General features: G+C 68.4%; 8 protein-coding genes and 3 pseudogenes. 4 read left to right on the top strand and 7 right to left on the bottom strand.

Translation table 11 applies throughout. The features are described from left to right. Positions 1-233: 233 nt before the first annotated feature. A complete protein-coding gene (locus tag AB0P03_RS03495; RefSeq protein ID WP_363627695.1) occupies positions 234-449 on the bottom strand; it encodes a hypothetical protein in 216 nt (71 codons plus the stop codon). A 930-nt stretch (positions 450-1,379) separates the two neighbouring features. On the opposite strand from AB0P03_RS03495, the gene AB0P03_RS03490 reads away from it, so the two are divergent. Beyond that, a complete protein-coding gene (locus tag AB0P03_RS03490; RefSeq protein ID WP_363584281.1) occupies positions 1,380-2,060 on the top strand; it encodes a hypothetical protein in 681 nt (226 codons plus the stop codon). 115 nt (positions 2,061-2,175) lie between these two features. Here AB0P03_RS03490 and AB0P03_RS03485 read toward each other — a convergent pair whose 3' ends face one another. From AB0P03_RS03485 to AB0P03_RS03475, 3 genes and pseudogenes are all read right to left on the bottom strand, one after another. Beyond that, entirely contained in the window at positions 2,176-3,480 is a 1,305-nt protein-coding gene (locus AB0P03_RS03485; RefSeq protein WP_363627694.1) for a ParB N-terminal domain-containing protein, read from the bottom strand. After that, a pseudogene (locus AB0P03_RS03480) lies at positions 3,480-3,992 on the bottom strand (ParA family protein); the annotation flags it as partial. The pseudogene AB0P03_RS03480 and the gene AB0P03_RS03485, both read right to left, overlap by 1 nt. Before the next feature lie 645 nt (positions 3,993-4,637). Then, the gene (locus tag AB0P03_RS03475) at positions 4,638-5,726 is read right to left on the bottom strand and encodes an alpha/beta hydrolase (RefSeq protein ID WP_363627693.1); all 1,089 of its coding nucleotides are present in this window, start codon (positions 5,724-5,726) and stop codon (positions 4,638-4,640) included. A 246-nt stretch (positions 5,727-5,972) separates the two neighbouring features. Here AB0P03_RS03475 and AB0P03_RS03470 point away from each other — a divergent pair, with 246 nt between their 5' ends. From AB0P03_RS03470 to AB0P03_RS03460, 3 genes and pseudogenes are all read left to right on the top strand, one after another. Then, positions 5,973-6,584, top strand: a complete 612-nt coding sequence (locus AB0P03_RS03470) for a TetR/AcrR family transcriptional regulator (protein ID WP_363627789.1) — start codon at positions 5,973-5,975, stop codon at positions 6,582-6,584. 133 nt (positions 6,585-6,717) lie between these two features. Then, positions 6,718-7,113, top strand: coding sequence for a hypothetical protein (locus AB0P03_RS03465; protein ID WP_363627692.1), 396 nt, complete (start codon positions 6,718-6,720; stop codon positions 7,111-7,113). Positions 7,114-7,357: 244 nt separating this feature from the next. Further along, a pseudogene (locus AB0P03_RS03460) lies at positions 7,358-7,877 on the top strand (helix-turn-helix domain-containing protein). 260 nt (positions 7,878-8,137) lie between these two features. On the opposite strand, the gene AB0P03_RS03455 reads toward AB0P03_RS03460, so the two are convergent. From AB0P03_RS03455 to AB0P03_RS03445, 3 genes and pseudogenes are all read right to left on the bottom strand, one after another. Further along, a complete protein-coding gene (locus tag AB0P03_RS03455) occupies positions 8,138-8,641 on the bottom strand; it encodes an SMI1/KNR4 family protein (RefSeq protein ID WP_363584273.1) in 504 nt (167 codons plus the stop codon). A gap of 1,076 nt (positions 8,642-9,717) precedes the next feature. Beyond that, positions 9,718-10,005, bottom strand: a pseudogene (locus tag AB0P03_RS03450) (IS5/IS1182 family transposase); the annotation flags it as partial. Positions 10,006-10,744: 739 nt separating this feature from the next. Beyond that, entirely contained in the window at positions 10,745-11,026 is a 282-nt protein-coding gene (locus AB0P03_RS03445; RefSeq protein WP_363584271.1) for a hypothetical protein, read from the bottom strand. Between the last annotated feature and the right edge of the window lie 894 nt (positions 11,027-11,920).

The raw sequence follows: 11,920 nt of genomic DNA, 5'->3' as shown, positions 1-11,920 counted from the left end.
AGCGTCGCAGAGCCGACCGAAGGCTGTGTTTCCTCGTCATCTCACGGTCTTCTCGCTCGTCCCCGAGCCCAGATCACTTCCGGATTGAGAGGAACTCCCGATCAAAGAGGCCCTGCTCCGGGAATGGAAGGTCTCCACACGCACGGCCGGCGCGGGTCCGCGTGGGGTCGCTCCCGGCCGACACGGCAAAGCCGGGCACACGTGCCCGGCCCGCTCTCACAGGGAAGCGATCCTTACCACCGGCCTCCGTAGCCGCCTCCGTAGCCGCCGCGGTCGCCTCCGTAGCCGCCGTAGCCGCCACGGTCGCCGCCGAAGTCGTCACGGAAGTCGTCGTAGCCGCCGTAGCCGCCACGGTCGTCACCGAAGTCGCCGTAGTCGCCACCGCGACCACCGCCGCCCCAGTCGTCACGGAACCGACCGAAGGACTGGAACTGTCCGAGGAATGACATGAGCAACCTTCTTTCGAAGTCCCCCTCGCTCCATCGTCATCCTCACCTCCGCAATGCACAAGCATCGAGTGCGCTAAATGTGAAAATTTGATGATTTTTCCGGATTGTCCAAATCGGCAGCCGCCTGCTTCGATTTCCTGGTCAAGAATCCCCCAAGAAACCGTGTGTGACGAGCCGCCACCCGATCTGCCGATTTCAGGGTGAACCATTGCTCCCGAGCAATCATTCACCTCAGGCAATAGCCATACAGCCATGCCGGGAGCGACCAGTTAGCGCAGCCCCAGGGCAGTAGCTGTACCACCGGTGTCGGACAGTCCGCGCCATAGCCTTCGCGCCACCCGAGGTACGCCTCCAGCACGGGCGGTTCGTCACGGTACTCGGTGAGGGCAGGGCACCGCCCCAGCGGCCGAACCCGCCATCGGCGACCTCGAGATAGATCCGTCTGAGCAAAGGCGGCATGGGGTGCCCCACAACTGCTTCGAGCCCGGACACAGCCTCCGGAAGCGCAGGCGAAGGACGCCCTCCGGCATTCTGCTCGATGAGCCGCTTGATGATCTCGTCCTCCGTCACAGGGCCTTCGTATCAGACACCACCGACACTGCGGTGCCCTGGCCCGAGCCCGCGGACGGATCGCTGACGGTACGGCTCGGGGCCCTCGAAGCTCGGTGGACGTCACCGTGACCGTGGCCGTGTTCGAGACCAGCGGCGGCCGCGTCAGCCGCATCTGGGCCGTCCGCGACCCGGAAACTCCGCGCGTGGACCGGGAACGAACAGACCTGACCGCACGCCACGGCGGAACGCATCAGCCGACACATCGTCAAATCGCCTTCCCCATGCGAACTTTCGAGCGGCCGAAACCATTCTTCGTCACCACCCGAGTCCGCGACGAGGCCTCCTCCGGGAGCACCGTCGTGGGTTATGGTCGGTCCCATGCTGACGGAGTGGGCCTGGATAGCAGCGAAGCTGGTGACGACTCCCGAGACGAAGATCAAGGTCGTCGACTACGGATACCGTCCGTTCGGAACGTACGCCGAGGCACGTCGCAACCTCCTGGAGCACCTTGAGGACGAGAAGTCCTGCCAGGACTTCAAGGACGCCGCGCGCCTCCTGCGGGCGAACCGGAAAGCGACCAGCGTGGTGTACAGCCCGCTCATCTGGCTCATCCACGATCTCCCCCAGGGAGATGACAGCAAGAGAGCGAGCTACCAACTCATCAAGCGGCTCGAGCCGAGCCTGACCGAGCAACTCCTGCCCGGCCTGGCGACCTCACAGGTCAGCCGGCACGCCCGCCTGGGCGTCGCCCTGCGGGTGCTCAGCGTCGAAGAGGTTTGCGTTCTGATGCGCTGCAAGCCGCAGAAGGCGAGGGCCCATACGGAGATCTGGCTGTCCGGTCGACTCAAGATGCGCACCCAGCACGTTGCCCGCGGCACGGTGTGCCGCAGCCACCGGGACGCCGCCTGCACCGCCTGCCGCGGTGGCACCCAGTGGGAGTGGGCGAAGCCGTTCCTGGCGAGCGACCTCGTACAGCACCTGCTGTCGTACCGCATGAGGTGCTATCTCCCGTACGACGGGACGCCCGTGCCGCCCGGGACGTACGAAGCCGGACTATGAGCGACGCCGTTCGGACGGCCGGGGAGGTCCACGTCTCCCTCCCGCACGCACCGGCGAGGGATGCCGATCCGGTGCCCGCCCCGTGCGAACGACGGGGCGGGCACCGGAGGTCGCGTCAGCTGTTGGTCGTCAGCAGACGGTTGGCCAGGGCGTCGGCGAGGCGGTAGGCCTCGTCGGCCGAAAGGGTGCGGCAGATGGCGTCGGCGAGTTCCTCGACGTCATGCCAGTCGACATCGCCGAGCTCCGCGGACGGCGTGGCCGACGGCTGCTCGGCCGGGGAGGCCTCGGCTCGCTGTTCCGGCATCGGAAGAGGCTCGGAATTTTCCGCGGAAAATCGCTCGGCGCTCGGAGCGGACTCCGCACTCGGAGCGGACTCCGCACTCGGAGCGGACTCCGTGCTCGGAGCGGGCTCGGTGCTCTCCCCCGCGCCGGCACTGGCGGGCTTCGACCGGGTAGCCGAGGCCGACGGTTCCACCGGCGACGGTTCCACCGGCGACGGCGTGACGGTGGCCGTGGACGCAGCCGTGGACGCGGACGCGGACGCGGTCGCGCTCTCCGCAGGCCCACTCGCGGATGCGACGGGTCGCTGCGGCGCGGCCTGAGGAGTCACCCCGTCAGCGGAGGCCTGAACCGCCGCCGCTCGGGCCCCCAGCTTCGCCGCCCGCTTGGCCGCGACGGCGTCGGCGTCGGCCTGGAGCAGCTGCTCCAGCTGCTCCGTCTGCTCGGCCAGGGCCATCGCCTCGATGCCCTTGACCGATCCCAGACGGCGGGCGACGTTGATGGAGATGCCCTCCTCGCCCCGCGCCTTGGCCCGCACCTGCCGCTGTAGCTCGGGGTGGAGCTTCAGCAGGTTCTTGCGGTGCGAGATCCAGCTCTGGGACCAGCCCTCCGACTCGGCGGCCTCCTTGGCGGTGGCGTACTGCGCCACGATGAGCAGGACCGCGTTGGCCTCCTCGATCGGGTCGAAGTCCTTGCGCGCCATGTTCTCGTCGAGCGCCGCGCGCAGCAGGGTCGCCTTGGAGTCCGCCACCGAGTCGTCGACGACGACGAGCAGTTGCTCGCGCCCGTACAGCGCGGCAGCGGCCCGGCGCCGGTTGCCGTTGACGATCACCACGTCCTGAGGGCCCGCACCGAGCAGGCCCTCGTCCTCCGGCCAGAGCCGGAGGTACGCGTCCGGGGTGACGGCGAGGCAGCTCTGCAGCTGGCGGTCCTTGATGCTCGCCAGGTCCGACAGGTCGCCCAGGTCGTCGCGCGGGTTGCGCGGGTTGGGGAGGCAGTTGGCGGTGGGGACCCACCGGGCCGGAGAGTCCGGCCCCGTGGGGACCCACGGGGCCGGACTCTCCTGGTTGCTGACCACCCCGGGGGCGTCGACGACCGGGTCGGCCGCCATCGAGGCGAAGGAAACACGACGGCCGGCCATCAGCGACCCCCGTACCCGAGTTCGAGGGACAGCCGGAAGAAGTCCTCGCGGGCCCGGTAGGCGGTGCCGCTCTCCTTGTACTGGGTGACGACCGTTCCCTCGGCCACCGCCCGGGAGTGGATCTTGTAACGCCTCAGGACCGTCTTGGCCCGCGGCCACCCCTTCGCGGCGATGTACGCCTCGGTGTCCTCCAGGTCGGCGCGGCCGTCGCGGGGGTCCCAGTTGTTGATGACGACCCGGAAGGGGATGTCCATCGGCTCGATGACCTTCTGGATCGTCCGCGCCGTCGGGTCGAAGCACAACGGCTCGGTGATCATCGGGACCAGGACGTCATCCGCTATCTCCAGAGCACTGCGCAGGATCTCCTCGTCGGCCAGGGTGCCCGGCGTGTCGATGAAGATGTGCTCGTACTCGTCCTTCTCGCCGAGGACGTCGAAGGTGCACGCCGCGAGGTTCACCGTGGTCGTGGTCTTGCCGACGCCGCCCTTCTGGTTGGCGATGACGTGGACCTTGGCACCGGTCTTCTTGAGGTGGAGCAGCTGATCGGCCTGGTCGTGCGCCGCCATGAAATCGAAGGGCAGGTTGTCCCCCACCCGCTCCGCCCAGACGACGGCCGATCCCTGAGGGTCAGTGGACACGACAAGTACAGATGGCTTCATGATGTTCCGTTCTCTCCGTGGGCTTCCCGGGCCGCTTGCCCGGTACTGCGGATGCCCGCCGATCAAAGCCGGTGACGGCGGACTGGAACAGCATTCCAGATGATCTGGCCTGATGCCGACACGACCCGCGTGTCATGAAGCACAATGTCCGTTTCGCTGAGCCCCTGATTTCCGAGGACCTCCCGGATATCCCCGGCGACCCGGCCCCGAATCCCGCCATCGCAAGAGAGCGTGACGCACGGACAGCGGCATCGGGACTGCGCCGCTGCCGGGGACGCATTCGCCTTCACCGGCCGCCCCGAACAGCCGTGCGCCCACGCGCAGCCCTGGCGCATTGGAACACCGCGCCGCCGTTTCCTGACAGTTCAACAGATCACCGCAGTTCACTATCCGGCACCGCGGGCCCTGGTCAAGAAACGGCAAAGGGCATCACCGCTCCGCCGCGGGCCGGAAAGAAGCTCCTCCCCCACAAGCACGGGGTCAGTCGGAAGAGAGCGGTCAGTGGTCACAGCGGTCAGCATCCGACGCCTGCCGACGGGCGTTCGAGACGGGCCGGGCATCGATCGTCATGGCCGTGTACGCGGCGTCGACCTCACCGGTGGGGGTGGTGGGGCCGACGCGTGCCGTGGGGGCGCCCTGGGCGCCCGCCCCGTCCCGGTACGGGGCCAGGAACGCGGTCAGGGCGGTCAGCATCGCCTGCGGGGCCTCCTCGGCCGGGTAGTGGCCGCAGTCGGGGAGGACGAGGCCCTGCACGTCGTCGGCGGCGAGCTCCATCGTCTCGCTGACGGAGGCGCCCAGGTTCTCCGCTCCTCCGATCGCCAGGACGGGCAGGGTCAGCCGTCGAGTCCTGCGCTCCTGGTTCTGGGCGATGGTCGTGTCGAGTGCGCGGTAGAACTCGAAGCCGGCTCGCAGGGCTTCCGGCTCGGCGGCGAGGGTGTCGACGTAGTGCTGGACGGCGTAGTCGGGCAGTGCCTTCGCGGACTTCGTGGCGAACTGGTGGCCGAAGTAGAGGTGTTCGCGTCCGCTGACCAACTGTTCGTTGACGTCGGTGAGGCGGTTGAAGGCGAAGTGCCAGAGGCGGTCGTTGGCCTCCCGGCTGCCGAGGAGAGGCGGCGAGGGCGACAACCCCGGGATCGCGGCCTCGGCGACGGCCAGGCGGTCGAGCCGGTCAGGATGGTCCGCAGCCAGGGCGTAACCGGTCCACATCCCGACGTCGTGGCCGACCAGGGCGAACCGCCGGTGCCCGAGCGCGTCCATCAGCGCCACCAGGTCGCGGGCGAGCGTGCCGGTGTCGTACCCGCCCGGGGGTTTGTCGGACAGTCCGACGCCGCGCGGGTCGACCGCGATGACCCGGAAGTCCTGCGCCAGCGCGGGCATCAGGAGACGCCAGGCGTACCACGTCTGGGGCCAGCCGGCGACCAGCAGCAGCGCAGGCCCTTCGCCGCCGGTGACGGCGTGCAGGCGCAGTTCGCCGGTGTCGACGTAGCGGCTGGTGAAGGTGTCGGCGAAGCCGGCCGGGAGGTTCGGCACCTGGGAGGCGGAACCGCGGCCTTCGGGCGTGGGCGGGCGGGTCGGCGACAGACTCATGATCATCCTTCGGAGGCACGGGGTTGACGGGTTCGCCGAGACGGCGGGAACCGCCCGGTCCGGCCGGCGGCTGACGGCCGGTGGCCAGCGGCTGGCCTCGGCAAGTCTTCGGATCCGGGAACCGCCTGCCTGCACGCTAGCCATCTTGGACTGATCAGTCAAAGATGAACTGACCGATCGGTCCAAGATGCGGGTAGGCTCGTCGCGACGACGTGGGACAGCGGAGAAGCAGGAGAGGTGCACACCGTGTCCGGCCGGAAGCAGTTCGACATCAGCGCGGCACTGGACCAGGCCATGCAGGTGTTCTGGCAGCGCGGGTACGCCGACGCCTCACTCGATGCCCTCGGTTCGGCCACCGGCCTGGGCCGCGGCTCCCTCTACGGCGCCTTCGGCAACAAGGACGCCCTGTTCGGCCAGTGCCTCGACCGCTACGCGTCGATCTACGGCACGCAGTACGAGCAGGCGCTCGCGGCGCACCCCGGTGATCCGGTGCGCGCGGTCGAGGCGTTCTTCGGCGTCGTCCTGGGCCGCATCGCCGACCCGTCGGTCCCCTCCGGGTGCCTCATCGCCCAGTCCGCCGCGCAGTCGCCGACGCTCAAGGAGGAGAACAGCGCACAGGTGCGCGGCCTGCTCGACGTACAGCGTCAACGGGTACGCACAGCCTTGGCGGACTCCTCGGCCGACACCCGGACGCTCGACGAGCTCGCCGTATTCGTCGTCGCCGTCAACCAGTCGCTGGCCGTACTGAGCCGGGCCGGCGCCCCCGACGCCGAGCTGCGCTCCGTGGCCCGGCTCGCCTGCACAACGGTGGCCGACACCCTCGCCCGGGCAGTGCCCGAGGACCTCACCCGCGACTGACGAGCGCGCAGGACGAATGCAACAGCCACCCCGCCATCGACATCCCGACGCTACGACGGCCCGGTCACGGACCGGACCGCAGGCAAGCACGACGTCGAACTGACCGAGCTCTACCGGGCATTGGAGAAGCACCATGCACCCCTGCGCAACGCCTGAGGCCCGGACGAGGCAGGCGGTGTGGGCGGCGTGGGCGGCCCCGGTGCTGGTCAACGTCGCGCTGGGGTTCGCCGCCATGGTCCCGCTGATGTTCACGCTGGTGTTCTTCCTCAACTACCCGCTGGTCTGGCTCGGGCTCGGGCAGCGCGAACCCACCGAGAACGACGGCCCGATGGTGTGGGTGGTGGCCGGCGTCGTCGTCTGGACGGTCTTCGGCCTGCTGTGGTGGCTGGTCAACCTCGGGCTCCGCAGGCTGGCCGGCCTACGGGGCCGCCGTTACTGGTGGGTGAGTGCCGGACTGCTCCTGGTGCCCACGCTCGTCTTCTCACCGTTGCCCGCCGGCCCCTGGACCGTGCTGCGCTGGCTGGCCTGACCGAGCCGTCCCCGGCCCCTCCCCCAACCGCACCGGTACCCGTGCCCGTACCCGGGCCCGTGCCGCAGCCGACGGCCCGTAACACCCGGACGTCCGCTGGCAGCCGATAGCGGACACCGTCGATGACAGCGGCGCGATCTGAACCAAGCCGGTGCCCGGCACCAACCCCCGCCCCCGTCCGCGTCGGCCGGATCGAGAGCGTCCGAGTCCAGGCCGCGCGGCGCTTCCACTACGACATCGCCGCATGCTCTACCGGCTGCTGTACGCCGCGGGCGCCGCGACCGCCTCCAGCTCGCCGAACAGGTCGACGCGGCCCCGTCGTTGGTCAGCTACCACCTGCGCAAGCTGGCCGAGCACGGCTTCGTGTCCGAGGCGAGCGGCCGCAGTGCGGACGGCCGCGAGCCGTGGTGGCAGATGGCTTCCGAGGAGGGCTGGGGCTTTGGGGACTCGGACTTCGCGGGCACGCCCGAGGGGGCCGCCGCAGTCGGCGCGGTCACCCGCGGCATCGTCGAGACCCGGACCTCCCCGTACCGCGCGTACCTGGACCAGGGCGCCGGCCTGGGGCAAGGTGTGGACGGACTCCACGTTCAGCTCCGAGTGGGATGATCGACCTGACCCCGGCCGAACTCGCCGAGCTGAACGGCGAACTCGAGGCGCTGGGACGACGCTGGCGGAAGCGCGGCAAGGCCGCCAAGGCAGACGGCGACACCGAGGGCCGCGAGCACGTGTCCGTGCACCTCTACGGCTTCCCCTTCCGCCCCTGACGCCACTGTCGTGTCGCGCCCGATGCCCAGACACCCGCAACTGGCCGTCACGGCGGGCCTCGTGCGAGATGTGATGACACACCGCATCGGGGCTCTTCAACCAGATCATGGGCAACACCGAAGACCAGCCTGCCCAGTTCAGGTGTTGCGTCCCCGATGCCCGAACAGGACTCCCGCAAAGGGCTTGCCACTCAACCGAGTTCCGCTCTTTCGGTGAGATCTATCATTCAACTACCTTGACACAAAAGCGAATTGGCGACTTAGCCGGCTCGACGTGGTCGCGGCCACCGTGGTGCAGCATCGCCTGGGCGACGGCATGGAGCCAGGGTGGCCAGGCTCGGCCAGCCGGCGGAGTAGGCCGAGCCGTCATGGGCAGCCCTCCCGAGGTGGTTGTGCCACAGGCCGGGCCCGGCGTCGATGAAGTGCTCGTCGCCGTAACGGCCGGCGAACGGGGCCCACCGCGCTCCCCACCACGGGGCGTCCCGCTGGTCCGGATCATCGGCGTCCCAGATCCTCATCCGCATGGTGCGGATCTCGACGATCCTTTCCGTGGAGTACAGGGGGCCGCGCGGAAGGACAGCGAGGTAGGCGTCGTCTCCGCCATGGCACAGCAGCGACTCGCACAGATCAGCGGGGATCTCGAACCCGAGCCGCTCCTCGGTGCGCCCGACGGCTTCGGGCGATGCGGGCGGGTGACGCTCGGCCAGGCTGGCCGATGCGTTCTTCGCCGGCCAGACGTCAATGAGGTTCCAGGGCTCGGTCACCGAATCCCAGAGTCTCATGCCACCACGGCGGGCGGGAGTCATCCCCGCGCACCGGGCTCCCCTCCCCGCGAGGCGCCCAGCTCTGGTGGACGACGCTCCGCTACGCCCCCAGGCCACGTCCCGCCCTCTCCCCCACATCCGGAACTTCGGGTCGATCACCCGACACGTCGCGAAGGCTCGACCGTCGACGTGGCTCACCTCGGCCACCGAATCCGAACCGCCTCATCTCTTATTCATACGAACTAAATACCGAAGGGCCCGGCCGCTGCGGGAAGGCTACGGGGGGACGTGCCCAGCACCACGTCATCCGAAAACAGCGCCGTACCGAGATTTGTTTATTACTGGTCTTCCGATGTCTTTTGTGTTCAGTCCCTTGAACGTGAAGTGGCCTGCGACGTGCAAATCGCCTCTGACCGCTGAGGAGTCGGCTCCCGAGGCCTCGAAGAAGCCACTCGCGCTCACACCCACGCCGGACGGGTGCCGAACATCGCACCCGCTTCTCCTTCCGCCGGAAGCTCGTCCCCGGCTCCGCCACCTCCTGGCCGGCCAGCTCGACCTCAGGCGTACCGCAGCTCGCTGCGGCCGCTTGGCAAGTTGGACCTTCACCCGCCGCTCCCCTTCCCCTCCGGTCCTCTGCCTCATGGTCGGCCCGGGTTCGTGGCAGCGCCGAGGTACCGACCGTCGGCGCCACCGCCAGACTGACCGCGGCTGCGGCCGCCGTCGGAAAGCCCGTCACGAGACATCGCTTCAGCGACTACGACGATGACGAGCACTACTTCGTCGAGGAGCTGACCTTCGCCGATGCGGATGCGATCCTCGCCATGCTGAGGGCGCTGTGCCCGCGGCCAGCTGACGGGGCTGCCTGCCGATGCAGATACGGAGCCTGGCGTACCGGCTCGTGCCTCTGCCACGACCGGGCGAGCCGGCACTGATGCGGGAAGGCGGTACAGAACCTGTGGCTGCACGGCCCGGATTGGGACGACGTCGAGACGAACCTGACCGGACGAGGCGGCGCCCGGGAATCGAACCGACCCACGACCTGGGCCGCAGTCGGATCGAGGACGCCGAGCCGATTTGACCGCGCGCTCGACCTCGTTCCGACGCTTGTACATCTTCATGTCGGAGCCCGCAGGCCGGCCTCCTCGGCTGACTCGTCGCCGACGGTTGGCCCGCTGATCCTTCTCCTCCGGGACGGTGTGCTTGAATCTGGCGCCTTCGCAGGTAACGACAGTTGCGGCGGAAGCCGTACGCCCTTGGCGCCGCCAAGGCAGTCCGAGGTGTGCGCGAACGACCACACCGGAGCCCTTGACCCCGATGCGTTGGAGGACCGACATCAGCTGTGGCATGCCGCCCCACTGGCCGGGTCCTCTCCGAGGTATGAGCCGTACGGTCGAGATCGGGAGGTGGCGGTCCTGCCCCGGTGAGCACTTTCGGGGGGCCATCGGTCCGGTCGGATACGAGCTGCTGGTTCGATCGTGAAGGCAGAGGCGCCGTAAAGCAGGTCAAGCGGCGGACGTAGTGATGGCGAACTCGACGCCGCTGTGGATGTCCAGAGCATCGCTTTGGCCGATGGCGCATCGGATTTTCCGCGGAAAATTCAGAGTCCCTCGACGAAGCCCACGGATCGGCCGTCCCCTGCATCGTCCGTTGCTGGCATCGTCCATTGCCGTTGCCGTGGGCACGATGGATGTCCGTCGAGAACTCTGACCGGCCTCCGCGGAGAAGCTCGGAGAGAGCCAACCCGGACGGCATGGGTCAGTGGTACGGAAGCCCCTTGAATGAGCCGGAACCCGAGTCCGAGCCGTGGCTGTGCAGCGCGTGAGCGTGCGCTTGCCAGTCGGCTGGTCCGGATGCTGATGCTCCTCCCCCATCGAAGCCCTCGCATTTTCTGCGGAAAATTCCTCGACTGAGCGGTAGACAGATCGGGCTCCGCGATCGCTGTGTCCCGGTTCCCAGCAATCGGCCCACCCTCGCGACACAGGAATTGCCGACGGCTTCGACTCCCCTGCGGCCTCCTACGGGGGAGCGCCTATCACGACAAGTGGGGATCCTCTCCCCCACTGAGGCACGCTGTGAAAGTGATCAAGCCGATCGCCTGATACGTCACAACCCCTGGATGGCTTCGCCCAAGTCGGAACCGTAGGCGGCCCAACAGATGACCGAGCCGTCGAAGTCGAGCTCGCCCATGTACCAGTCGTCGTCCGCTCGTACGAGACACAGGCCGTGGAAGGCCAGGATGACGTCGGGCCGGAGTGAGACGTAGTCCGCGCGGCCGTGCTCCTCCACCACGACCAGTCGTTCGAGGGTGAGCAGGGCGGCTTCAGGATCCCCTGATGCGGAACACACTCGCTCGATCGTCCAGCCGTCCGGCAGTCCATCGTTCACCGCCACATGATCGCAGCGGGTGGCGTTTCGCAGCTACTCGTATGAGGCGGCGATCACCACGGTTGCCTCGTAGCGGACAACCGACTCGTCGTACCCCGTCGCCGCCGCACGCGGTGTTGCTTGAGCGCGGTAATCATCTTCGTCGGACCTGAGCGACGTCCGTCGCCGGCGCCGAGCTTCGTTCGGCTACAGATCCAGTAGGTCTCCTCCAGGATGGTGCGACGGATGCCGCGCCTACACAGGTAGGCGCGGTTCGCCCGGGAGCCACAGAGCCTGTCGACGCGGGCCGTGACAGGACGCGTACGCGGTCATCCGTCACCGAGGCGAAGACCAACAGCGGCTTTGCCCCTGCCCGACCGCCGACGAATTTTCTGCGGAAAATCGCCGGGCCGCGCCCCCTGGCCCCGGACGCAGTCGTGCTGTCCGGAGCTCACCGCGCGACAACTACCCATCTGCTTATGCCGGTCGCAGGAGCGCCCACCGCACCGGTTCTGGTAGGCGACGCCGATGGACACTGCCACGATGACGAACATTCATCGTGGGCCACACCCATCCAGTCCGAGGTAGACGCGCCGTTTCCTCCATGCTGGATCAGCCACCTCAACGGCTCCCCCACATAAAACTGAGCTCCCGTCACAACCGCAGGCCAATGATGCGGCTCCGCTGGCCCGCCCCCCACGGTCCGGCCGGGCAAGCCCACAGGGTCGTTCGTCAGCCGGCCGAGTGCCACTCCCTTCGGACTGCGGTGGACCACGCTGAGAAATTTTCCGCAGAAAATTCGGCGGACCTCGGGAGGGGTACTGGGGCGGCCCGGGGGACTGCTGGGCTCGCCCACAGGGTCGTTCGCCAGCCGGCCGAGTGCCGCTCTCTTCGGATCTCGGTGGACCAGGAAAC

It is taken from the genome of Kitasatospora sp. NPDC088779, assembly GCF_040685395.1.
Lineage (GTDB): Bacteria > Actinomycetota > Actinomycetes > Streptomycetales > Streptomycetaceae > Kitasatospora.
The sequence above is the reverse complement of the archived record's forward strand: the minus strand, read 5'-3'. Positions and strand labels throughout refer to the sequence as shown.

Excerpts from the sequence above, each read along its gene's own strand:
- AB0P03_RS03495 (WP_363627695.1), bottom strand. The coding sequence starts at position 449 with ATGTCATTCCTCGGACAGTTCCAGTCCTTCGGTCGGTTCCGTGACGAC.
- AB0P03_RS03490 (WP_363584281.1), top strand. The coding sequence starts at position 1,380 with ATGCTGACGGAGTGGGCCTGGATAGCAGCGAAGCTGGTGACGACTCCC.
- AB0P03_RS03485 (WP_363627694.1), bottom strand. The coding sequence starts at position 3,480 with ATGGCCGGCCGTCGTGTTTCCTTCGCCTCGATGGCGGCCGACCCGGTC.
- AB0P03_RS03475 (WP_363627693.1), bottom strand. The coding sequence starts at position 5,726 with ATGAGTCTGTCGCCGACCCGCCCGCCCACGCCCGAAGGCCGCGGTTCC.
- AB0P03_RS03465 (WP_363627692.1), top strand. The coding sequence starts at position 6,718 with ATGCACCCCTGCGCAACGCCTGAGGCCCGGACGAGGCAGGCGGTGTGG.